General features: G+C 68.0%; 26 protein-coding genes. 8 read left to right on the top strand and 18 right to left on the bottom strand.

Annotated features, from left to right (window positions below; all coding sequences use genetic code 11):
- Positions 1–65 precede the first annotated feature (65 nt).
- From MMG85_RS06780 to MMG85_RS06760, 5 genes are all read left to right on the top strand, one after another.
- Entirely contained in the window at positions 66–1,103 is a 1,038-nt protein-coding gene (locus MMG85_RS06780) for a type IV pilus twitching motility protein PilT (RefSeq protein ID WP_241045348.1), read from the top strand.
- Positions 1,104–1,234: 131 nt separating this feature from the next.
- Complete coding sequence (locus tag MMG85_RS06775; protein ID WP_055936448.1) at positions 1,235–2,365, top strand: PilT/PilU family type 4a pilus ATPase; 1,131 nt, start codon at positions 1,235–1,237, stop codon at positions 2,363–2,365.
- 388 nt (positions 2,366–2,753) lie between these two features.
- Positions 2,754–3,140 carry a glutaredoxin domain-containing protein gene (locus tag MMG85_RS06770; RefSeq protein WP_241045347.1) on the top strand — a complete coding sequence of 129 codons (387 nt, stop codon included), beginning with the start codon at positions 2,754–2,756 and terminating at the stop codon, positions 3,138–3,140.
- A gap of 49 nt (positions 3,141–3,189) precedes the next feature.
- Entirely contained in the window at positions 3,190–3,366 is a 177-nt protein-coding gene (locus MMG85_RS06765) for an LPXTG cell wall anchor domain-containing protein (protein ID WP_241045346.1), read from the top strand.
- A gap of 172 nt (positions 3,367–3,538) precedes the next feature.
- Positions 3,539–3,778 (top strand): hypothetical protein, encoded by a 240-nt coding sequence (locus tag MMG85_RS06760; protein WP_241045345.1) that lies wholly within the window; start codon positions 3,539–3,541, stop codon positions 3,776–3,778.
- Positions 3,779–3,918: 140 nt separating this feature from the next.
- Here MMG85_RS06760 and MMG85_RS06755 read toward each other — a convergent pair whose 3' ends face one another.
- Positions 3,919–4,461 carry a DNA-3-methyladenine glycosylase I gene (locus tag MMG85_RS06755; protein WP_241045344.1) on the bottom strand — a complete coding sequence of 181 codons (543 nt, stop codon included), beginning with the start codon at positions 4,459–4,461 and terminating at the stop codon, positions 3,919–3,921.
- A gap of 100 nt (positions 4,462–4,561) precedes the next feature.
- Here MMG85_RS06755 and MMG85_RS06750 point away from each other — a divergent pair, with 100 nt between their 5' ends.
- The 3 genes from MMG85_RS06750 (at position 4,562) to MMG85_RS06740 (ending at position 6,618) form a co-directional block, all read left to right on the top strand.
- Positions 4,562–5,128, top strand: coding sequence for a YqgE/AlgH family protein (locus MMG85_RS06750; RefSeq protein WP_241045343.1), 567 nt, complete (start codon positions 4,562–4,564; stop codon positions 5,126–5,128).
- Between the two features lie 76 nt (positions 5,129–5,204).
- On the top strand, positions 5,205–5,654 hold the full coding sequence (ruvX, locus tag MMG85_RS06745; protein WP_241045342.1) for a Holliday junction resolvase RuvX: 450 nt from the start codon (positions 5,205–5,207) through the stop codon (positions 5,652–5,654).
- A 19-nt stretch (positions 5,655–5,673) separates the two neighbouring features.
- A complete protein-coding gene (locus tag MMG85_RS06740; RefSeq protein WP_241045341.1) occupies positions 5,674–6,618 on the top strand; it encodes an aspartate carbamoyltransferase catalytic subunit in 945 nt (314 codons plus the stop codon).
- 739 nt (positions 6,619–7,357) lie between these two features.
- Here MMG85_RS06740 and MMG85_RS06735 read toward each other — a convergent pair.
- From MMG85_RS06735 to MMG85_RS06655, 17 genes are all read right to left on the bottom strand, one after another.
- Positions 7,358–8,917, bottom strand: a complete 1,560-nt coding sequence (locus MMG85_RS06735) for a GGDEF domain-containing protein (protein WP_241045340.1) — start codon at positions 8,915–8,917, stop codon at positions 7,358–7,360.
- A gap of 148 nt (positions 8,918–9,065) precedes the next feature.
- A complete protein-coding gene (locus MMG85_RS06730) occupies positions 9,066–9,344 on the bottom strand; it encodes a hypothetical protein (RefSeq protein WP_241045339.1) in 279 nt (92 codons plus the stop codon).
- A 2-nt stretch (positions 9,345–9,346) separates the two neighbouring features.
- Complete coding sequence (locus MMG85_RS06725) at positions 9,347–10,105, bottom strand: prolyl oligopeptidase family serine peptidase (protein ID WP_241045381.1); 759 nt, start codon at positions 10,103–10,105, stop codon at positions 9,347–9,349.
- A gap of 119 nt (positions 10,106–10,224) precedes the next feature.
- Positions 10,225–11,076, bottom strand: coding sequence for a DNA ligase (locus MMG85_RS06720; RefSeq protein WP_241045338.1), 852 nt, complete (start codon positions 11,074–11,076; stop codon positions 10,225–10,227).
- A gap of 167 nt (positions 11,077–11,243) precedes the next feature.
- Positions 11,244–11,858 carry a DUF1294 domain-containing protein gene (locus MMG85_RS06715; RefSeq protein ID WP_241045337.1) on the bottom strand — a complete coding sequence of 205 codons (615 nt, stop codon included), beginning with the start codon at positions 11,856–11,858 and terminating at the stop codon, positions 11,244–11,246.
- A gap of 13 nt (positions 11,859–11,871) precedes the next feature.
- Complete coding sequence (gene mgtE / locus MMG85_RS06710; RefSeq protein WP_241045336.1) at positions 11,872–13,233, bottom strand: magnesium transporter; 1,362 nt, start codon at positions 13,231–13,233, stop codon at positions 11,872–11,874.
- Between the two features lie 226 nt (positions 13,234–13,459).
- A complete protein-coding gene (ptsP, locus tag MMG85_RS06705; protein ID WP_241045335.1) occupies positions 13,460–15,181 on the bottom strand; it encodes a phosphoenolpyruvate--protein phosphotransferase in 1,722 nt (573 codons plus the stop codon).
- Position 15,182: 1 nt separating this feature from the next.
- Positions 15,183–15,452, bottom strand: a complete 270-nt coding sequence (locus MMG85_RS06700; protein ID WP_241045334.1) for an HPr family phosphocarrier protein — start codon at positions 15,450–15,452, stop codon at positions 15,183–15,185.
- Positions 15,445–15,837 carry a PTS fructose IIA subunit family protein gene (locus MMG85_RS06695; protein ID WP_055936404.1) on the bottom strand — a complete coding sequence of 131 codons (393 nt, stop codon included), beginning with the start codon at positions 15,835–15,837 and terminating at the stop codon, positions 15,445–15,447. Before MMG85_RS06695 ends, MMG85_RS06700 begins: the two co-directional genes overlap by 8 nt.
- Positions 15,838–16,000: 163 nt before the next feature.
- The gene (rapZ, locus tag MMG85_RS06690) at positions 16,001–16,921 is read right to left on the bottom strand and encodes an RNase adapter RapZ (RefSeq protein ID WP_241045333.1); all 921 of its coding nucleotides are present in this window, start codon (positions 16,919–16,921) and stop codon (positions 16,001–16,003) included.
- Positions 16,918–17,868 carry an HPr(Ser) kinase/phosphatase gene (hprK, locus tag MMG85_RS06685; protein ID WP_055940856.1) on the bottom strand — a complete coding sequence of 317 codons (951 nt, stop codon included), beginning with the start codon at positions 17,866–17,868 and terminating at the stop codon, positions 16,918–16,920. The genes rapZ and hprK overlap by 4 nt, the downstream gene beginning before the upstream one ends.
- A 219-nt stretch (positions 17,869–18,087) precedes the next feature.
- Positions 18,088–18,408, bottom strand: a complete 321-nt coding sequence (gene raiA / locus MMG85_RS06680) for a ribosome-associated translation inhibitor RaiA (protein WP_055936397.1) — start codon at positions 18,406–18,408, stop codon at positions 18,088–18,090.
- Positions 18,409–18,667: 259 nt separating this feature from the next.
- Complete coding sequence (locus MMG85_RS06675; protein WP_241045332.1) at positions 18,668–20,104, bottom strand: RNA polymerase factor sigma-54; 1,437 nt, start codon at positions 20,102–20,104, stop codon at positions 18,668–18,670.
- 46 nt (positions 20,105–20,150) lie between these two features.
- Positions 20,151–20,870, bottom strand: a complete 720-nt coding sequence (gene lptB / locus MMG85_RS06670; protein WP_241045331.1) for an LPS export ABC transporter ATP-binding protein — start codon at positions 20,868–20,870, stop codon at positions 20,151–20,153.
- Positions 20,870–21,379 carry a lipopolysaccharide transport periplasmic protein LptA gene (gene lptA / locus MMG85_RS06665; protein ID WP_241045330.1) on the bottom strand — a complete coding sequence of 170 codons (510 nt, stop codon included), beginning with the start codon at positions 21,377–21,379 and terminating at the stop codon, positions 20,870–20,872. Before lptA ends, lptB begins: the two co-directional genes overlap by 1 nt.
- Positions 21,357–21,920 carry an LPS export ABC transporter periplasmic protein LptC gene (gene lptC, locus MMG85_RS06660; RefSeq protein WP_241045329.1) on the bottom strand — a complete coding sequence of 188 codons (564 nt, stop codon included), beginning with the start codon at positions 21,918–21,920 and terminating at the stop codon, positions 21,357–21,359. Before lptC ends, lptA begins: the two co-directional genes overlap by 23 nt.
- A complete protein-coding gene (locus MMG85_RS06655) occupies positions 21,917–22,462 on the bottom strand; it encodes an HAD hydrolase family protein (RefSeq protein WP_241045328.1) in 546 nt (181 codons plus the stop codon). The genes lptC and MMG85_RS06655 overlap by 4 nt, the downstream gene beginning before the upstream one ends.
- Between the last annotated feature and the right edge of the window lie 6 nt (positions 22,463–22,468).

The following is a 22,468-nucleotide window of genomic DNA, read 5'->3' as shown; positions in this document are numbered from 1 at the left end:
AGGGCGCTATACTGCCCTCCGGGGAATCAAGGTTCCAGTTCGCAGCAACTTGGGGAAGCAGCGTCATGGATATCGCCGAACTGTTGGCGTTCTCGGTAAAGAACAAAGCGTCCGACCTCCACCTGTCAGCCGGCCTGCCGCCGATGATCCGCGTGGACGGCGACGTGCGCCGCATCAACATCCCGGCGCTCGACCACAAGCAGGTGCATTCGCTGGTCTACGACATCATGTCGGACAAGCAGCGCCGCGATTTCGAGGAATTCCTCGAGGTCGACTTCTCGTTCGAGATCCCGTCGCTGGCGCGCTTCCGCGTCAACGCGTTCAACCAGAACCGTGGCGCCGGTGCGGTGTTCCGCACCATTCCGTCCGACGTGCTGACGCTGGAGGACCTGGGCTGCCCGCCGCTGTTCCGCGAGCTGATCCAGCAGCCGCAGGGCCTGATCCTGGTGACCGGCCCGACCGGCTCGGGCAAGTCGACCACGCTGGCGGCGATGATCGACCACATCAACAAGAACGAATACGGCCACATCCTCAGCGTCGAGGATCCGATCGAATTCGTGCACACCTCGCAGAAGTGCCTGATCAACCAGCGCGAAGTGCACCGCGACACGCACGGCTTCAACGAGGCGCTGCGTTCGGCGCTGCGCGAAGACCCCGATTACATCCTGGTCGGCGAGTTGCGCGACCTGGAGACCATCCGCCTGGCGCTGACCGCCGCGGAAACCGGCCACCTGGTGTTCGCCACCCTGCACACCAGCTCGGCGGCCAAGACCATCGACCGCATCATCGACGTGTTCCCCGCCGGCGAGAAGCCGATGGTCCGCTCGATGCTGTCCGAGTCGCTGCGCGCGGTCATTTCGCAGGCGCTGCTGAAGAAGATCGGCGGCGGCCGCACCGCGGCTTGGGAAATCATGGTGGGCAACCCGGCCATCCGCAACCTCATCCGCGAGGACAAGGTGGCGCAGATGTACTCGGCCATCCAGACCGGCCAGAACTACGGAATGATGACCCTCGACCAGCACCTGCAGGACCTGGTGAAGCGCAGCCTGATCACGCGCCAGCAGGCCAAGGAATATGCCAAGGAGAAACGTCTCTTCGAATGATCGAAGCGACGTGGGAATTGGGAATAGAGAATCGGGAATAGTTCAAAGCTGGGATACGGAAGGGTTGGAAGGGGGCAGCGGCACGATTCCCCATTCCCCATTCCCTATTCCCGGTTCCACAGGAGCCACCCATGAGCACCATCGATTTCACCTCGTTCCTCAAGCTGATGGCGCACCAGAAGGCGTCGGACCTGTTCATCACGTCCGGCATGCCGCCGTCGATCAAGGTGCACGGCAAGATCTCGCCGATCACGCAGACGCCGCTCACCTCGCAGCAGTCGCGCGACCTGGTGCTCAACGTGATGACGCCGGCGCAGCGCGAGGAGTTCGAGAAGACCCACGAGTGCAACTTCGCCATCGGCGTGGCTGGCGTGGGCCGCTTCCGTGTCAGCTGCTTCTACCAGCGCAACCAGGTGGGCATGGTGCTGCGCCGGATCGAGACGCGCATCCCCACCATCGAAGAGCTGAACCTGCCGCCGGTGATCAAGACGCTGGCGATGACCAAGCGCGGCATCATCCTGTTCGTCGGCGCCACCGGCACGGGTAAATCCACCTCGCTGGCGGCGATGATCGGCTACCGCAACCAGAACTCGACCGGCCACATCATCACCATCGAGGATCCGATCGAGTTCGTGCACAAGCACGAGGGCTGCATCATCACCCAGCGCGAGGTCGGCATCGACACCGACAGCTGGGAAGCCGCGCTGAAGAACACCCTGCGCCAGGCGCCGGACGTGATCATGATCGGCGAGGTGCGTACGCGCGAAGGCATGGACCACGCCATCGCCTTCGCCGAAACCGGCCACCTGGTGCTATGCACGCTGCACGCCAACAACGCCAACCAGGCGATGGATCGCATCATCAACTTCTTCCCCGAAGACCGCCGCCAGCAGCTGCTGATGGACCTGTCGCTGAACCTCAAGGGCGTGGTGGCGCAGCAGCTGATCCCCACGCCGGACGGCAAGGCGCGCCGCGTGGCGATGGAGATCCTGCTCGGCACGCCGCTGGTGCAGGACTACATCCGTGACGGCGAGGTGCACAAGCTGAAGGAAGTGATGAAGGAGTCCACCAACCTCGGCATGAAGACCTTCGACCAGGCCCTGTTCGAGCTGTACCAGGCCGGCGAGATCAGCTACGAGGATGCGCTGCGCTTCGCCGACTCGCAGAACGAAGTGCGCCTGCGCATCAAGCTGGCCCAGGGCGGCGACGCCCGCACGCTGGCGCAGGGACTGGACGGCGTGGAGATCGCCGAGGTCCGCTGACCTCCGCGTAATGCGTCATCACGAGAAGGGGCGGGCGACCGCCCCTTTTTCGTGGGCGATGAAAACGGTGGAGCGATTCGCGCGGGTGATGACGCACGGTGACGGACGACGGCCGGAAGTGGAAGCGCGACGTGCCGGCAAGGTGGGCTCGCCTTGTCGTGCGGCAGTCCGTACCTGGACGAGCATCACCTCACTTTTAGTTCGCGTTAGTATCCATGGGCGAATCGTGTACGCGTGACGTGGATGATTGCGCGGTCGGACCTTGGCGGCTTAGAACGCAAAGAGTCTGCAAGGATTCGGAGCATCGTTCGTCCAAGCGGGCGCGCTGGAAGGGACACAGCGTCATTGCTTTGATTCGAGCGCTGCAAAAACACTTCATGGAGGAAGCATGTCGCGTACGTTTCTTGTGCTGGTCTCGATCCTGGTGGTGCTGGGCGCCGGTCACCACGCATACAAGCACATCAAGGCCAAGTTGCAGTCCTCGATGACGGAGACTGCCATCGTCGCCTCGTCACGCAACACCGTGGTGGTTTACGGCCGCGACGGCTGCGGCTACACCCGGCAGATGCTCGCGTCCCTGCAGGGTCGCAACATTCCGGTCACCTACGTCGATATCGACCGTCCGGGCGCGAGCCAGGCCTTCCATGACCGCTTTGATGGATCAGGACTGGCAGACCATCGCGGTTACGCCCTGCCTGTCGTTGAAGTGGATGGCGAGGTCCATGCGCGCCCCAGTCCGGACGTGGTGGCGTACCACTTCCAGACCAGGGACTGATCCGACTGATCGGGAATCACCAGAATCTTTGCAAAGGATGGAATGACGCATGAGAAACAAGATCTCCGGCCTGATCGGGATTCTCTGGGGTGGCGGCATCGTGGTGTCGAGACTGTTGTCGGAGTCGCCGGCCAGCGGCGCCTATCAGACAGGTCAGACTGCCGGGCTGGCGTTCGGCGTGGTGTTGCTTGGCGCGGGTCTCTACTACTTCTTCAAGAAGCCGTGAGTAGTGATGGGGATTGCGGCCATGAAACGGAATCCGCTCCACTGCTCCTGCGGTTGATGGCGTATCGGACCGGTAGCGTTACGCGGCAACGCAACGTCGCCTAATTGCCACATTCGATCTTTCGACAGGAATCGCAACGATGGTCTCATGCCCTCACTGCAAGCACCCCGCCATGTCGTGGATCAGGAAAAGCTTCCTGGGTCCACGTCGATCCGTTCCCTGCGATGCCTGTGGTCGCCTTGTTTCCGTGCACAGATTGAGTGTGCTCGCTTTCTTCCCCACTTTCGCCAGCTTCATCGTTGTCCGCGATCTCTGGCCATCGCCTGTTTCCGTCGTGGTGCCTGCGGTGGCGCTTCTGTTGGCAGGCCTGGTACAGGTTTTCATGGTGCCGCTGGTACCTCGCGATGCCTGACGGTTCATTTGCGCCGATGTCGTCCCACGGCGAGCGCATGGAGCGAGATAGGTTGGGGTGAGCGTGCGAACCCCAACATCGGAATGCCGGAATCGATGCGATGGTGGGGTTCACCCCAACCCACGAACCGTGTCGCTGCATCAGCGCCCGGCGGTCATCCATGGCGGCCGCTGCTTCGCCGCACGTTTGAAGGCGGGACAGTCTTCGCGGTGGGCGCCGGGCAGGTAGCCCAGGCTCATCAGGAACTCGTTGGTGATCTCGCCGCCGGTGAAGCGGAAGGTCTTCTTGAACAGCTTGATCCACTCCGGCTTCGGCAAGGGGTGGTGGGCGTCCAGCCACGCGGCGAAGCTGCCGTGCGTGCCGCGGAGCTGCTGGATGACCTGGGCGTTGTGGATGGCGGCCTCGACCTTCAGGCGGTTGCGGATGATGCCGGGGTCGGCCAGCAGGCGGGCGCGATCCTGCTCGCCGTAGCGGGCCACCGCGTCGACGTCGAAGCCGCTGTAGGCGGCGCGGAAGCCCTCGCGCTTCCTCAGCATCGTCTCCCAGCTCAGGCCGGCCTGGTTGATCTCCAGCAGCAGGCGCTCGAACAGCACGGCTTCGTCCCGTTGCGGGAACCCGTACTCGCGGTCGTGGTAGGGGCCGTGCAGGGGGTGGCCGGGGGCGATGTCGCAGTAGCCGGACATGGGCGTGCGCCTGAAGAGGAATGGCGATTCTAGGGCCAGTTGCGGACAGGATCAGTCCGTGAAGGCGCGAGGCGCGCGGGGGCGGGCTAGAATGTCGGCCATGCAAGATGCCGCCACGCCCTTGGCCAACCAGCTGCTGATCGCCTTGCCGGCGCTGTCCGATCCCCATTTCGCGCGCGCCGTCACCCTGATCTGCCAGCACGACGACGAAGGCGCCATGGGCGTGGTCGTCAATCGTCCGTCCGAGTACACGCTGGGCGAGGTGCTGCGGCAGATGAACCTGGCCTCGCACGATCCGCGCCTGGACGAACAGATCGTACTGGCCGGTGGCCCGGTGCACCCCGAGCGCGGCTTCGTGCTGCACGACAGTGCGCGCGCGTGGGAATCCACGCTGGAAGTCGCCAGCGGCCTGTACCTGACCACCTCGCGCGACATCCTCGAAGCGATGGCCGAAGGCGAGGGCCCGGCGCACGCGGTGGTGGCGCTGGGCTGCGCGGGCTGGGGTGCCGGTCAACTCGAATACGAACTGGGCGAGAACAGCTGGCTGACCGTGCCCGCCGATGCCGACCTGCTTTTCGCCGTGCCGCTGGAACAGCGCTGGCAGACCGCAGGCCAACGGATCGGCGTGGACATGACGCGCCTGACGGACTACAGCGGCCACGCATGAACCCGCATCCGCCGACGTCGCGTTGCCGCACGCCGCTGCAGGATGGCGCAGACCGCATCGAACGGAGGCACTGGGCATGAAGCTGGACGGCACCGTACTGGGATTCGACGTGGGCGCCCGCCGCATCGGCGTGGCCGTGGGCAGCGCGTTCGGCACCGGCGCACGCGCGCTGGCGGTGATCGACGTGCACGGCCACGGCCCGGACTGGCAGGCGATCGACAAGCTGCACGCGGAGTGGAAGCCGGATGGCCTGGTGGTCGGCGACCCGATGACGCTGGACGGCGGCGACCAGCCGATCCGCAAGCGTGCCCACGCCTTCGCCCGCGAGCTGCGCACGCGCTACCAGTTGCCGGTGGTGCTGGTGGACGAACGCACCAGCTCCGTCGAGGCGTCGCAACGCTTCGCGCTGGACCGCGCCGAAGGTCGCAAGCGCCGGCGCGATGCCGCCGCGCTCGACGCCGTCGCCGCCGCCGTCATCATCGAACGCTGGCTGGCCGCGCCGCACGACGCGACCCTGCTGACCTGACCCTTCCCGACCGCACTCCATGACCCCACAACTCGATTCCGACGGACGCCTGCGCCACCTGCTCACCCTCGACGGCCTGCCGCGCGACACCCTGTGCCGGCTGATCGACCGCGCCGGCCAGATCCGCGATGCCGCGCTCGGCCGCACTCCGCGCCGGCAGGTGCTCGACGGCACCACCGTCTGCACGCTGTTCTTCGAGCCGTCCACCCGCACCCGCAGCTCGTTCCACATCGCCGCGCAGCGCCTTGGCGCGGACGTTCTGAACTTCGATGCCTCCACCTCCTCCACCCGCAAGGGCGAGACCGCGCGCGACACGCTGCGCAACCTGGAAGCGATGGGCGTGCGTGGCTTCATCGTCCGCCACGCCGACGATGGCGCGGTCGCCGCGCTGGCCGCCGAGGCCGGCGAGGGCACGGCGCTGGTCAATGCCGGCGACGGCCGCAGCGCGCACCCCACCCAGGGCCTGCTGGACGTGCTGACGATCCGCCAGGCCAAGGGCGCGGACTTCTCGCGCCTGAAGGTACTGATGGTCGGCGACGTGAAGCATTCGCGTGTGGCACGCTCGGACCTGCACGCGCTGCGCACGCTGGGCGCCGGCGAGATCCGCGTGTGCGGCCCGCAGTCGCTGCTGCCGGACGACGGCACGCTGGCCGGATGCGTGCAGGGTCAGGACTTCGACGCCATGCTCCAGGGCGTGGACGTGGTGATGATGCTGCGCCTGCAGCGCGAACGGATGGAAGAGGGGTTGGTGTCGTCGCTGGAGGACTACCACCGCGACTACGGCCTGACCACGACGCGGTTGGCGCGCGCCGCGAAGGACGCGGTGGTGCTGCACCCTGGCCCGATCAACCGCGGCGTCGAGATCACCGACGAGGTGGCCGACGGCCCGCAGTCGCTGGTGCTGCGCCAGGTCAGCAACGGCGTCGCCATCCGCATGGCGGTGCTGGAGATGCTGCTGGGGTGAGATGGCGGCGCTACGTCGCGTAGACGATGTCTGCGACATGCGACGAGTATCCCGATGCCGTCATCCCGGCGCAGATCGGGACCTGGTGCCTGTCGTTCGCCAGTCAGGTCGCGCGTCCTGGTGGTTCAGTGCCGTGGATAAAGTCGCTGGGTCCCGGCCTGCGCCGGGATGACGGATTGTGGGATCGCGAGGCCATATACGCCATCACTGGGTGCTTGAGTGATCAGCCATTCGGCTGCTGAAAGCCGCTGGTATGACGGGTGAGATATGGCAGGCAAGAGATATCAACGCCGCGTCAAACGCATGCGCTGTATTCGATTGTCAGCGACCGCGTGGTTACTGCCGAACTGCTTGGCCTGACACGTAACGCGCTCTGTCGTTGTGCGAATAGCTTCAAGACCGTCATCCCGGCGAAGGCCGGGACCCAGTGCCTTTCGTTCTCCGGTCAGGCCGCTCGTCCTGGTGCTTTGTTGCCATGGATAAAGTCGCTGGGTCCCGGCCTGCGCCGGGATGACGGGTTGTGGGATCGCGAGGCCATGGACGCTATCGCTGGGTGCTGGAGTATTCGGTCATTCGGCCGCTGAAAACCGCCGGGACGACGGGTGTGAGGTCGCGGGGTAAACGCAGTCGACATCGCGTTGAGCGTACTTGCGACGCATGCGCGGATGCTGCGGGGATGACGGGTCATGTCGTTGCGGCGCGAGTCAGATCGACGCCGCGTCACCGCCGATCCGGGGGATCATTCCGGCGCCGCGACCACGCGGTTCTTGCCGGCCTGCTTGGCCTGGTACATGGCGCGGTCGGCGCGTGCGAGCAGTTCGTCCTGTGATTCGCCGGGTTGCCAGCGCGCCACGCCGGCGCTGAAGGTCACCAGGATGCCGCGGCCTTCGTAGACCAGCGGTTTGTGCGCGAGGCGGTCGCGCAGGCGCTCCAGCGTGCCCATCGCTTCCAGGAAGCTGGTCTCCGGCAGCAGCAGCACGAATTCCTCGCCGCCGAAGCGGGCGACCGCATCGGTGGCGCGCAGGGTGTTGCGGGCCAGCGCCACGACATGGCACAGCGCGGCGTCGCCGCCGAGGTGGCCGTGGGCGGCGTTGATGTGGCGGAAATCGTCGAGGTCCAGCAGCGCCAAGGTCAGCGTCTGGCCGCTGCGCAGCGCGCGCACCGATTCGCGCTTGAACAGCTCGTCGAAGCCGCGCCGGTTGAGGGCTTCGGTCAGCTGGTCCACGCGCACCAGTTCGGAGACGGACTGCAGTTCCTGTTCCAGGTTCATCACGCGCCGCTCGGCTTCTTCCACCTCGCGTCGCGCTTCCAGCAGGCTGTCGCGCGCGCGCGCGGCCTGCGCCTGCACCGTCGCGGTGTCCGCCAGGATGTCCTCCATGCGCTTGCCCAGCTCGGCGATGCTGCGGCTCTCGCGCACGGCCTGGGCGTGGAAGCTGATGCGGTCGTGGTATTCGCCGGTGCTGCTGGCCATGCCGTCCAGCCGCTCGACGAAGGTCACCATCATCTCCTTCATCGAGGCCTTCGACTCGGCAAGGCCCTGTTTCAGCAGGCCCTGCTTGTAGATCACCTCGCGCAGACCGGCGCGGGTCTGTTCCAGCGCGGTGCGGTCGAGCGGTCCGGCGAGCAACTGGCGTACCGCGCCGATCTGGTCCTGCAGCCAGCTGCCGTCCTCGATCAGTTCGCCGACGTTTTCCAGCAGCAGGTCGAACAGGCTGCGCATCAGTTCCTGCGCATCGTTCACTTCGTGCGTGCGCAGGCCGACCTGCTGGCAGAGTTCCTTCAGGTCGTTGCCGAGTTCGGCCAGCGGCTGCGCGGGCTGCCACTGGCGCACGCGGTCGGCCAGGGCGTTCGCCTGCGGCAGCAGCGTGGTGTCGTCGCGCAGCAGGTGTTCCATGCCGCCAACCAGCAGGTGGTGCAGCAGGTCGCGCATCTGCTCCGCTTCGCCCGACAGCGGCTCGTCCTGGATCGTGCGGATGTATTTGTCGACGAGCTGGCGCAGCGCGCGGCCATAGCGCGGCCAGTCGTTGTCGGCGTGCGCGGACTGCAGGCGCTCGCCCATGCCATGCAGTTCGCCCGGCAGGCCGGCGACGCCGTCGGCGAAGGCCGACAGCAGGGCACCCGGTTCCTCCGCATGCGCGAACAGCGCCTGCAGCTGGGCAGCGCTGATCGCCGGGCCCCGGGCGGTGGTCTTCGTGGTGGCGAGTTCGCGCGAGGCCGGTGCAGCGGCTTCGCGGCGACGCGACCACAACCGGCGGAAGCCGCCAGAGATACCGGAGTTGTCGTCGGCCGCGTCAGCCATTCAAATCGCTCGCACGGCCATGGGCGGATGCCCGTCGGCCACCAGGGGATGCCGGGTTATCGGCCGTTACGGGCGGGGGTTGAGGCGGGTGTGTCCGCCGGTGGCGTCGGGACGGCCGAAGCGTGACCCAGGGCGTGCCGGCGCAGGCTCAGTCGCCGTGCCGGGGGAAGCGGGCCTGGGCTTCCTCGATGATGGCCAGTTGGCTCGCGGCCTCCGCGTTGCCGGCAGCCGCGGCCGCGCGGACCTGGTCCAGCGTCGGGTGCGAGACGATCAGCAGCAGGTTGCCGCACTGCGGGCAGGCGTAGTCGGTGACGGCGTCATGCAGTTCCATCGCCATGGCACGGCTGTCGCCCTGCCAGCCGCAGGGGCAGGCCAGCGGCTGGTCGCGCCAGCCGGCGGTGAAGTAGTCGGGGATCAGGTCGGCCACGCTCAGCGCCCGCGACGCTGCGCGAACAGCCAGTCCCACATCGGCGCGTGGGCGTAGGTGGCGTCCCAGCTGTTGTGGTTGGCGTCGGGGAATTCGGTGTAGCGGGCGTCACGCGCACCGGCGGCCTTCAGCGCGGCGTCCATGCGGCGCGACTGCGATGGCGGCACCACGTCGTCCTTGCCGCCGTGGAAGATCCACACCGGCACGTCCTTCAGGCGCTGCGCGGCGGCGGCGAACGGGTCCGCCGTACCCGCGACGCTGTGCACGTTCATGCTGGCCCGGTCGCGTCCCCAGTCCACGGTAATGCCGCCACAGACCGGCACCAGCGCGGCGAAGCGCGTGGGCTGCTGCAGCGCCAGTTCCCAGGTGCCGTAGCCGCCCATCGACATGCCGGTCAGCGAGACGCGGTCGGGATCGCCGTTGAACTCGCGTAGCGCGGCGTCCAGTGCGGCGAAGGCGATGGGGCCGGCGCCCTGGGTCCATTCCGTATCGTCCGGCGCCTGCGGGAACACCACCAGGGCGGGGAAGGTGTCCGCATGCTGCCGCAGGTATGGCCCCAGGCCGGCCATGGTCTGCTTCACGCCATCGCGGCCGCGCTCGCCGGAGCCGTTGAGGAACAGCACCACCGGCGGCTGGCCGCTGCGGAAGCGCGCGGCGGGCACGAAGACCTGGTAGCGGTAGGTCTGTCCGTCGACTGCGACCTCGCGCGTGACGAATTCGCCGGTGGGATTCATCGGTGCGGTCGTGGTGCAGGCGGTCATCAGGATCAGCAGCAGGCCCAGGCAGGCGGTGGCGAGAAAGCGCATGGCAGTCGGCATTCGGGGATAACGGATGCCAGCATAACCCGAGGGTGCCACGATGCCGGTCGGCGGCGATCCTGTCATCGCGTGCGATCGGGCGGCGTCACCTCTTCGCGAACCCGCACGAAGCGCGCGAAGCGGGGCAGTCCGGTCGAGGTGAGTCCGCTGTAGCGATACGTCACCCACGCACCCAACGGCGGTGGCGCGGCCCGCTGCGCGTCGGTGAAGCCGCTCCCCAGGCGGAAGCTGCGTCCCTCCGGTGTACGCACCTGCACGGCGCCCATCATGCCTTCGTACTTGCCCTTGCCGGGCAGGTGCGCGACCACCTGCGCTTCGGCATCCTGATGGGTCTTGTACTTGAGCAGGTGGTCGCTGCGTCCGGGCCGGTAGCGCGCGTCGCGCCGGTGCAGCATCAGGCCTTCGCCGCCGGTGGCCACTACGCGGGCCAGTTCTGCATCCAGGTCTGCCGGAGTGGCGAAGCGCTGCTGGGGGATCATCGCCAGATGCACGTTGCCGGCGGCCGAGACCAGCGCGCGCAGGCGCGCGACGCGCTGGTCGAAGGGTCCCGGATGTGCGGGCAGGTCGAAGGCCATGAAGCGCACGCTTCGCCAGGATTGAGGGTCGGTGTTGATGCGCCGGACGAGGGCACTGACTTCATCGAAGCGGCCGCGCGCGATCCAGACTTCGCCGTCCATGGGGTCGGTCGGCCAGTCGCGCGTGAACGTGGTCGGTGCCGCGATGCGCGCGCCGCCGCGCGTCCACAGCGCCCGGCCATCCCAACGCGCCCGCACGCCATCCAGCTTCTCGCTCACAAGGAAGGACGACACCGCGACGCCCTCGCGGTAAGACGTGGCCAGCATCGGCTCGGGTGGCGGCGTCGCCGGGGCGGGCCACGTCAGCAGGCAGAGCAGGGCGGTGAGAAGCAGGCGCATGGCGATGAACCGGACCGGGGAAGCGCCAGCCTCGCGCGCGGACACGATCGTAGGGATCGGGACATGCCGCGGCGACCTGTAGGAAAGCGGCGCGTGCGGGCGAACGTCGGTCCGGCAGGCTCAGTCTCGTTGCGCCGGCCACGCCGGCCATGTCCCTCGCATCGGCGTCACGCCCGTCCCCACAACCACGCAGCGACGGCGATGACGTGCAGCACCCCCATGGCCCGGAACACCACGCGGTAAGCGCGTTTGCTCGACTTGTGCCGCAGCACCCGCTGGGCGATCCACGCACCCGGCCAGCCACCGGCGAGTTCCAGCACGTGCAGCGTCGATTCGGGCGTGCGCCAGCGGCCGGTCTGCGCGGCATGCTTGTCCAGCGCGTAGGCGACGAAGGTGATCGCCGACAGCGCCAGCGGCACGAACATCGCTTCCAACGGAAGCCGTCCCGCGCCGATGGCCCATGCGACGAGCAGGGCATAGGCCACGATGGCGAGCGCGCCGGGCAGGGCGGAGCCGGGTCGCCGTGCCGCAGCCCGCGACGGCGCCGCCAGTTTGGCCTGCCGTGCCGCAGGCACTGTCCTGCGGACCGTCCGGGCACGCCACTTGCCGTCGGCCTCGCGTTGCGCGGTGAACCTGATCATTTCGCCCACCTCGGGCCGACGCCCGTCGAGCCGGTAGTCACGGACGTGGAAGAACACGCGTGCCGGCTCGCCGTCGAGCGGTGCGATGAAGCCGAAGCCGCGCTCGTCGTTCCATTCGCTGACCTTGCCTAGCCGTTCCATCGATGCGGACGCCTCAGTGCAGCAGGATGACCGTGGCCAAGCCCAGGAAGCAGAAGAAGCCCATCACGTCAGTCACCGCAGTGACCACGACGGTGCCGGCGACGGCGGGATCGATGTTCATGCGCTTGAGCAGCAGCGGCAGCAGCACGCCGGCGGTGGCGGCGGCGCAGAAATTGATGATCAGCGCCAGCGCGATGACCAGCGACAGCATCGGACTGTGGAACCACAGCAGCGCGATCAGGCCGACGATGCCGCCGATCAGAACGCCGTTGATCAGCGCCACGCGGATCTCCTTCCACAACAGGATGCGCGCATTGCTGGAGCCGACCTGGCCCAGCGCCAGGCCGCGCACCATCAGCGTGAGCACCTGCACGGCGGCGTTGCCGCCGATGCCGGCGACGATCGGCATCAGCACCGCCAGCGCGACGATCTTCTCCAGCGTGGCGTCGAACTGCTTGATCACCGTCGCGGCCATGAAGGCGGTGAACAGGTTGATGCCCAGCCACACCACGCGACCGCGCACGGCACGCTTGACCGGCGAGAACAGGTCCTCGTCTTCGTCCAGACCGGCGGCGCCCAGCGCCTGGTGTTCGGCCTGCTCGCGGATGATGTCGACCACGTCGTCGATGGTGATGCGGCCGAGCAGGATGTTGTTGTCGTCCACCACGGGCGCGGACACCCAGTCGTGGTCGGAGAACTGGCGCGCGACTTCCTGCGCGCTCTCGCCCACGTCGATGGCCGGCTGCTCGTCGTCGATCAGCCGGTTGATCGGGGTGGTGTCCTCGTGCGTCACCAGCGCGGCCAGCGGCACGCGGCCGAGATACTGGTGGCGGCGGCTGACCACGTAGAGGTGGTCGGTGTGGTCGGGCAGTTCGCCGCGCAGGCGCAGGTAGCGCAGCACCACGTCGACGTTGACGTCGGCGCGCACGGTGACCACGTCCGGGTTCATCAGGCGGCCGGCGGTGTCCTCCGCGTACGACAGCACCTGCTCCAGGCGCTCGCGGTTCTCGCGGTCCATCGACTTGAGTACTTCGTCGATGACGGTGTCGGGCAGGTCCTCGACCAGGTCGGCGAGGTCGTCGATGTCGAGGTCTTCGACGGCGGCGACGATCTCGTCGGTGTCCATGTCCGCCAGCAGGCTTTCGCGCACCTCGTCGCCGACATGCACCAGCACTTCGCCGTCGTCCTCGGGATCGACCAGGCCCCACACGACTTCGCGCTTGCCCGGCGGCAGCGACTCCAGCAGGTTGCCGATCTCCGCCGGCGACAAGGTGTTGACCAGCCGGCGCACGGGCCCCAGCCGACCGCTGTCGAGCGCGTCGGAGAGCAGGCGCAGCTGGCGTGCGGTCTTGTCGTGGCGGATGGTCTCGACCATTCGGTACTCCGGAATGGGGCCGATCCGTCAGGCGGATGCGACCGGGGCATCAGGCGTTCATTGCGCCATTATCGCCCGGGCTGCGATTTATGGACACCCTGGGGCAGGGGTGTCGGGTGTGGTGTGGGATGTGGGTGGCGGGGTGGCAGTTGTGGGAGCGACGTCAGTCGCGATGAAGCTTTCCCGATGCCCTATCGCGACTTGCGTCGCTTCCACAGGAGCCATCTCAGAGGCCACTGGCCGCCTTCAACCAGCGCTCGATGCCGGCACGGTCGCGTGCCTGCAACAGCTTCTCGGTGCGTGCCTGCAGGTCGGTGAGGTCGACATCGCGGATCGCGCGGCGCACTTCCAGCAGCGTGGCCGGATGCAGGCTGAACTCGCGCAGGCCCAGCGCCAGCAGCATCGGCGCGAGCATGGCATCGCCGGCGATCTCGCCGCACATCGCCACCGGGACATCGTGTTCGGCGCCGGTGCGGATCACGTGCCGCAGCAGCCGCAGCACGCCCGGGTGCAACGGCGAATACAGTTCGCCCAGCGCCTCGTTGTTGCGGTCCGCAGCCAGCAGGTACTGCACCAGATCGTTGGTGCCGATCGAGACGAAGTCGACCACGTCGGCGAAGGCGTGCAGCGCGATGGCCGCGGCGGGCACTTCGATCATCGCGCCCAGTGCCAGCTGGACCGCGACCTCGTGGCCCTGCTTGCGCAGCTGCAGGGCCGCGCGCTGCAAGCGGCGACGCACTTCCAGCATTTCCTCGCGGCCGCTGACCATCGGCACCAGCACGCGGATCGGGCCGTAGCTGGATGCGCGCAGGATGGCGCGCAACTGCGTGTCGAACACGCCGGCATGCGCCAGCGACAGGCGCACGCCGCGCAGGCCCAGCGCCGGGTTCTCTTCGTTGTGGACCACAAGGCCGGCACGGTCGGCCTTGTCGGCGCCCAGGTCGAGGGTGCGGATGGTCACCGGTCGTCCGCCCATGCCGAGCACCAGGTCGCGGTAGACCTGGAACTGCTCCTCCTCGCTGGGCAGCTCGCGCCGTTGCAGGAACAGGAACTCGGTGCGGTACAGGCCCACGCCGGTGGCGCCGAGCGTGTGCGCCTTCGCCACGTCTTCGAGCGATTCCGCGTTCGCCCACAGGGCGATGTCGACGCCGTCGCGCGTGCGGCTGGGCTTGGAGCGCAGGCGCCCGAGCTCGCGCGCCTCGCGCGCGGCATCGCGCAGTCGCTCACGGTAGCGGCGCAGGTCGTCCGGATCGGGATTGACCACCACTTCGCCGGTGGCGCCGTCGACCAGCAGTACGTCGCCGTCGTTGATCTTCTGCAGCGCCTGCGCATTGCCCACCACCAGCGGCAGGTGCAGGCTGCGCGCGAGGATCGCGCTGTGCGACAGCGTGCTGCCGGCGGCGGTGACCACACCCAGCACACCCTGCTGCTGCAGTTCCGCCAGTTCCGATGGCGCCACGTTGTCGCTGACCAGGATCTCGCCGGCCACGCCCGGCGCATCGGGTGCGCGCTGTTGCAGGTGCGCGTGGATGCGGCCGATCACATGGTCCAGGTCGTCCATGCGGCTCTTGAGGTAGGCGTCGTCCATGCCGTCGAAGACGGCCGCCAGGCGGTCGCGCTGCAGGCGCAGCGCGTAGTCGGCCGCATAGCGGCCGGTGCGGATCAGTTCGTCCAGGCCGTGCAGCAGCTCGGGGTCGTCGAGCAGCAGCGCGTGCAGGTCGAGGAACTCGCCGACTTCCTTCGCCAGCGCGCCGTGCAGGCGCGTGCGCAGGCTGTGCATCTCGCGGCGGGTGGCGTCGACCGCCTCGTGCAGGCGGGCGACCTCGTCGTCGATCTGGTCGGCGCGGATGAGCTGCTCGGCGACATCCAGCACATGCGGCAGCCGGACCCGGGCGCGTCCGAGCGCGCTGCCGCGCGAAGCCCCATGGCCCGGCAGCAGCGCCCGCATGTCAGGATTCCTCGTCGAATCGTCGCTCGAACAGCGACACGACGTCCTGCATGGCGGCGGCTTCGTCCTCGCCGTCGATGCGGACCGTCACCGGGGTGCCCTGGCCGGCGGCCAGCAGCATGACGCCCATGATGCTCTTGGCGTTCACCTCGCGGCCCTTGGCCGCCAGCGTGGCGTTGCAGCGGAAGCCGGACAGCGTCTGCACCAGCTTGGCGGTGGCCCGCGCATGCAGTCCGAGGCGGTTGGAAATGATGAGTTCGCGTTCAAGCATCGTCGTGGATGACTCCATTGCGTGCGCCCGCCGCCGCCGTGGCAGGCAGGTCGTCCAGTCCCTGTTCCGGATAATTCATCACCCTCAGCAGCATGGGCAGGCTGAGCGCCGAGACGCGCCGCACCGGCGTGCCCAGGCGCGCCAGCTTGCCGGCCAGGTTGCTGGGGCTGGCGCCATACAGATCCGTCAGCACCAGCACCCCGTCGCCGCCATCGACGCGCCGCAACGCCGCAGATGCCTGCGGCAGCAGGGCATCGAGGTCGGCGTCGAACGGCACCTCGAAGGCTTCCGCCTTCAGGGGCAGTTGTCGCAGCAGCGCCGTGGCAACCGCCAGGATCGCCGCGCCCACGCCAGGATGAGTCACAAGAAGAATGCCACAGGCCATGCAGGAACGTTAACAGACGGGCATGACGGGCAGGAAGCGGCGCGGATGGAACGGTAAGGGTTTCCGGGTGACGGCGCGCCCGTAGAGCGGAGCGTGCTCCGCTGCTTGTGCCCGAGGCGTTGGAAAGTGTGAGTCGGGCAAGCCCGGCGCTGCGAACCCGGGGTCAGTCCAGTTCGCGGTGGAAGGTGGCGACTTCTTCCCAGCCCTGCTCGCGGGCATGCCGCGCCAGGGTCTCGGCCAGGTAGACCGAGCGGTGCTTGCCGCCGGTGCAGCCGAACGCGATGGTCACGTAGCTGCGGGTCTCGCCGCGCAGGCGCGGCAGCCAGGTGTCGAGGAAGCCGCTGACCTGGCCGACGTACTCGGCCACTTCCGGTTGGGTGTCGAGGAAGGCCCGCACCTTGGGGTCGCGGCCGGCGTAGGGGCGCAGTTCCGGATTCCAGTGCGGGTTGGGCAGCACGCGGGCGTCGAACACGAAGTCCGCGTCCGCCGGCACGCCGCGCTTGTAGGCGAAGGACTCGAACAGCAGCGACAGCTGGGTGCCCTTGTTGAGGGCGAACTCGGCGATGATCCGGCGGCGCAGCTGGTGGACGTTGAGCTGGCTGGTGTCGATGACGACATCGGCTTCGTCGCGCAGCGGCTGGATGATCGTGCGCTCCTGGCGGATCGCTTCCTGCAGCGACAGGCCGCCATGCCCCAGCGGGTGGCGGCGGCGGGTGTCGGAGTAGCGCCGCAGCAGCACCTCGTCGTCGGCATCGAAGAACACCACCCGGCCGGACAGGCCCAGTTGCGCCAGCGCCGCGCGCCATTGCGCCAGCTTGGACAGGTCGCTGCGGCGGCTGCGCACGTCGATGCCCACCGCGATCTTCGGCGGCAGTTCGTCCTCGCGCACCAGGCTGCGCACGAACGAGGGCAGCAGGTCCACCGGCAGGTTGTCGACGCAGTAGTAATCCAGGTCCTCGAAGGTCTTCAGCGCCACCGACTTGCCGGAGCCGGACAGGCCGCTGACGATCACCACCGTGGGAGGCGGCGGAGTGGCGACGGACTCGTCGCGCGGGTCCGCGGGGGTCGGGTCGCCCTGGGTCATGGCGTGCTGCGCTCGAGCAGGTTGCTGTGCCGGGCGATGAACATCGCCGCCGGATCGATACCCTTGGTGCGCAGGATGTGCAGCCGCGTGGCGGCCTCGGTCAGCACGGCCAGGTTGCGGCCGGGCATGACGGGCAGGGTGATCAGCGGCACGTCCAGGTCCAGCACGTGGCGGGTGCCGGAATCGCCGGTCAGCCGCTCGTAACCGTGCGGGTTGGGTTCGGTCATCGGCCGGGTCAGGTGCACGATCAGGCGCAGGTACTTGTTCTTCTTCACCGCCGTGTCGCCGAACATCTCGCGCACGTTGAGCACGCCCAGGCCGCGCACCTCCAGCAGGTCCTGCAACAGTTCCGGGCAGGTGCCGTCCAGGACATCGGGCGCGATCTGGGTGAACTCGGGCGCGTCGTCGGCCACCAGCCGGTGGCCGCGGCTCAGCAGTTCCAGCGCCAGCTCGCTCTTGCCGGAGCCGGCCTCACCGGTGATCAGCACGCCGATCGAATAGATCTCCATGAACACGCCATGCAGCGTCACCCGCGGCGCCAGCGTGCGCGCCAGGTGATAGGAGAGGTGGTTGAGCAGTTCGTGGCCGCGCTTGGGCGAGGCCCACAGGGGCGTGTCGTTCTCGTTCGCCGCCTCGCGCAGGTCCTCGGGGCAGGACTGGCTCTTGCTGATCACCAGCGCCAGCGGCTTGGCCTGCACGATCTTCTCGATGGTTTCCCAGCGCTGGCGCGAGTCGAGCGAATCCAGCCAGGTCAGTTCCTCGGTGCCGAGGATCTGCACCTTGTTGGGATAGACGGCGTTGAGGTAACCGGCCAGCGATGGCCGCCGCGACACGGTGTCGCCGGATTCCAGCACGCGCTTCTCGCCCTTCTGCCCCGCCAGCCAGCGCAGGGCCAGCTTGTCCTTCTGCTGATCGAACAGTTCACGGGCGGTGATGCTGGTATTCATCATGCGGAGACAGCCGGCGGGGAGGGAATGCCGCGTCGGGCGGTGCGCGATGGCCACGAGCCGGCATCGGCATCGTCCGCCAGGGGCGCGACGAGTCCAGTGTAATCGGCATGTCGGGAGCGCGCGACCGCAGGGTGCGGTCGTCGCGGGATGGCAGGCGTTGGTGAAGATGCGACGGGTCGCTCCGCAACGCGGAGCGACTCCGTGCAGGGTGGTGCGTCAGCCGATCAGTTCGCCACGCATGCTGTGGCGCTGCACGTCGGTGCGCTTTTCCTTGTGCTTGACCAGCAGGCGGTCGAGCTTGTCGGCCAGGATGTCGATGGCGGCATACATGTCCTGCGCACCGGCATCGGCGTGCAGCCTGCGGCCGGCGACATTGACCGTGGCTTCGGCCAGGTAATCGGGTTTACGGGTTCCCAGTTGCGTACGGACTTCGCAGGGTTGCTCGAAGTGGCGTTCCAACCGCCTCAGTTTGGTTTCGACGTATTCGCGCAAGGCGGGAGTGACTTCGATTTCATGGCCGTAAGTCTCGATACGCATTAGTGCCTCCTTCGGGTCGGTAGAGCCGCGCGCGGGGCGCGGTGGGCGTGTCATGGAATGACCACGCGGTAGCGTCTGGGTTCCGTCGATCTCCTGTGCCGGTGGCGATGGCAGGGGGTGCCTGCAAGACAAAGATGGACCCCTCCGCGGCAACTATCAACTGTCGCGGCGGTCTTTTTTTCGTGACCCGGGGAGGTGTTAGGAAAACGTTTCGTGCGGGCGGAACACGATCACGATTCCGGGGCGGAACGGGCGCGGTTCAGGCGATGCGCACGCGTTCGTGCGAGGACAGGATGTTCAGGGCTTCGCGGTACTTGGCCACGGTGCGGCGCGCGACCGGAATGCCCGAGGCCTTCAGCAGGTCCGCCAGCTTGGCGTCGGACAGCGGCTTGCGCGGATTCTCGGCATCGACCAGCCGTCGGATCATCGCCTGGATGGCCGTGCTGGACGCTTCGCCGCCGCCGTCGGTGTCGATGCCGGAGGCGAAGAACGCCCGCATCGGCAGGGTGCCGCGCGGCGTGCGCACGTACTTGCGGGCGATCGCACGCGACACGGTGGATTCGTGCAGGCCGACCTCTTCGGCGACATCGCGCAAGGTCAGCGGGCGCAGTGCCTGCTCACCGAATTCGAGGAAGCCGGCCTGCTGGTGCAGCAGGCAGCGCATCACCTTCAGCAGGGTGTCGCCGCGGGCTTCGACGCTCTTGAGCAGCCAGCGCGCTTCCTGCAGTTGCGCCTTGAGGTAGCCGGCATCGCTGTCGCCGCACTGCCGGATCATCTGTTCGTAACCGCGGTGGATGCTGATGCGCGGCAGGGTGTTGCCGGACAGCGCCGCGCGCCAGACGCCGCGCTGGCGCCAGACCACGCAATCCGGCACCACGTAGGTGTCGTGGGAAAGATCGCCCACCTGGGCGCCGGGCTTGGGATCGAGGGTGCGCAGCAGCTGCACGGCTTCCTCGACCTCGGCGACCGGGCGTTTCAGTTCCTGCGCGATGCCGGCTACGCCGCTGCGCGGCAGGCGTTCCAGCGCGGTATCGGCGATCTGCAGCGCCAGCGCCTTGCCGGGCGTGTCGTCGCTCAGCACCGCCAGCTGCAGGTGCAGGCATTCGCCGAGCGTGCGTGCGGCCACGCCAACCGGGTCGAAGCGCTGCAGCTGGTGCAGCACGACCAGCACCTCGTCTTCGTGTGCCTCGATGTCCGGCCGCAGCGCCTGCACGATGCCGGCCAGCGGCTCGCGCAGGTAGCCGTCGTCTTCCAGCGCGTCGATCAACGTGGCGCCGATGCGGCGGTCGCGTTCGGAAAGGTGCGAGAGATGCAGCTGCCACAGCAGGTGGCCATGCAGGGTGTCGGCTTCCGCCACGCGCTCGGCCGGGCTGCCGCCGTCATCGTCTTCGAAGGAGCCGCCGCTGCCGGACGAGGTCCACGGCCCTTCGTCGGGCGACCAGTCGTCGCGGTCGTCGGCGGCCTCGCGCGCGACTTCCTGCGCCGGTTCGGCGGGGGGCTGGTCGTCGTCGTTGCCGCGGACCTGGGCCGGTTCTTCCTCCGGCTCGCTCCAGTCCAGCAGCGGATTGGTCTCCACCGCTTCGGTCAGCTCGATCTCGAGTTCGGCGGTGGACATCTGCAGCAGCCGGATGGCCTGACGCAACTGCGGCGTCATGACCAGATGCTGTCCCAGCGATGTCTGCAGGCGTGGCTTCATTCCCGACCTTGGAAACCCGAAAGGCGGCCAAGGGCCGCCGACGGGATCACAGGCGGAAGGTTTCGCCCAGATAGACCCGGCGTACGTCCGGATTGGCCAGCAACGCGTCCGGGGCCCCCTGCGCCAGAACGCTACCGGCATTGAGGATATACGCCCGGTCGCAGATTCCCAAGGTTTCGCGCACGTTGTGGTCGGTGATCAGCACGCCGATGCCGCGATCCTTGAGGTGCTTCACGATCCGCTGGATCTCGCCGACCGAGATGGGGTCGACGCCGGCGAAGGGTTCGTCCAGCAGCATCAGGCGCGGGCGGGCGGCCAGGGCGCGGGCGATTTCCACGCGCCGGCGCTCGCCGCCGGACAGGCTGGCGCCCAGCTGGTCGGCCACATGGGTGACCTGCAGTTCGTCCAGCAGCGAGGCCAGTTCGCGCTCGATGCCGGCGCTGTCCAGGTCCTCGCGCAGTTCCAGCACCAGGCGGATGTTGTCGGCCACGCTGAGCTTGCGGAACACCGACGGCTCCTGCGGCAGGTAGCCCACGCCGAGCTTGGCGCGCTGGTACATGGGCTGGGCGGTGATGTCCTGGCCGTCCAGTTCGATGCTGCCGGCGTCGGCGGCCACCAGGCCGACGATCATGTAGAAGCAGGTGGTCTTGCCGGCGCCGTTCGGGCCCAGCAGGCCGACCACTTCACCCGGCTGCAGGGTCAGGCCGAAGTCGGCGACGACCTCGCGCTGCTTGTAGCGCTTGCGCAGTCCCTTGGCGGTGAGCATCAGTTCTTGCCCTGTGCCGGCGCCGCGGACTTGGGCTGGATGACGGTACGCACGCGGGTGCCGTCGCCGCCGCTCTGCATGTTGCCACTGGTGGTGTTGTAGACCATGCGCTGGCCGCTGTTGGAGCCGCGTTCGGACTTCACCGTGTAGTTGCCGATGAAGGTGATGGTCTCGGTCTTCATGTCGTATTCGACGCGGTCGGCCTGCGCGTCCATCCACGTCCCGTCGTCCATCTGCTGCTTCATCTTCACCTGCTTGCCGGTGAAGACCGAGCGCGAGATCTCGCCGTTGGCCATGTAGATTTCGGCCGCTGCCGACTGGATCTCCAGCGTGCCCTGGCTCACCACCACGCCGCCGCCGAGCACGGTCTTGCCGTTGCCTTCCATGTTGCCGGACTGGCTGCCCGAATCGATGGTCATGGCCTGGTTGCGGTCGGTGGACTTGGCCACGGCGCCGGCGGCGGGCAGCAGGAGCAGCAGCGCGGCGCTAGCGAGCAGAACGCGGTTCATAGATGGATCTCACCTGGGATTTGAATGTGTATTCCTTGGTCTTGAGGTTGGTCTCAAAACCGCGCCCGCTCAGTCTAGAGCCGGGTTGCGTGACCGTCACCACGTCGTTGGTCTGGGCCAGATCGCGATCGGGGAACACGTTGAGCGTTTCGGTGCGGAACTCGGCCTTGCGGGTGCCGCCGGCCGGCGAGGTGCCATGCACGTCGCCCTTGAGGCGCAGTTCCTCGCCCTTGGCGCTGAGCCAGCCGGTCTTCGAGCGCAGCTCCCACGAGCGGCCATCCTCTTCGGGCAGCAGGAACAGCGGCGTGGTGATGGTGTAGGTCTGGTCCTGCGGGTTGCGCGCCATTTCCGGTGCGCGCACGGCGACGGCTTCCTGGCCCTCGCCGTTCAGCGCGATCATCTCGAAGTCGCGCATCACGTAGTCGGACCGGTCGGCGACGACGCGGTTGGGCGGGGGAACGTCGCGGTTCTTCCAGGCCGACCAGCCGCTGACGATGGCGGCCAGCAACAGCACCAGGCCCAGCGTGGTGCGCCAGCTCATGCCGTGCCTCCGTCGAACGCGGGCGCGTGGCCCTGCGTGCCGAGCAGCAGGTCGCAGGCTTCGCGGGCGGCGCCCTGGCCGCCGGCGCGGCGGGTGCGCCAGTGCGCGTGCTGTGCGGTCCATGGGTGCGCATCGGCCGGCGCGATGGCCAGGCCCACGGCACGGAACGGCGGCACGTCCGGCAGATCGTCGCCCATGAAGGCGACCTGCTCCAACCCGATGCCCAGCCCGGCGCCGAGTTCGCGCACGGTGGACAGCTTGTCCTTGATCCCGGTGAAGACCTGCACGCCCAGTTCGCGGCCACGGGCCACGGCGACCGTGCCGCCGCGGGCGGTGATGAAGGCGACCTCGATGCCGGCGCGCTTGAGCAGCACCAGCCCCTGGCCGTCCTGCACATGGAACGCCTTCTGTTCCCGGCCCTCGCTGTCCAGGAACAGGCGGCCATCGGTCAGCGTGCCGTCCACGTCGAAGCACGCCAGCCGGATGCGCGCGGCACGGGCCAGCACGTCGTCGGTCAGGTCGTGGAGATGGCGAAGCGGCATGGTCGG

Origin of the sequence: Pseudoxanthomonas sp. LH2527, assembly GCF_022539275.1 — a bacterium.
GTDB lineage: Bacteria > Pseudomonadota > Gammaproteobacteria > Xanthomonadales > Xanthomonadaceae > Pseudoxanthomonas_A.
The sequence above is the reverse complement of the archived record's forward strand: the minus strand, read 5'-3'. Positions and strand labels throughout refer to the sequence as shown.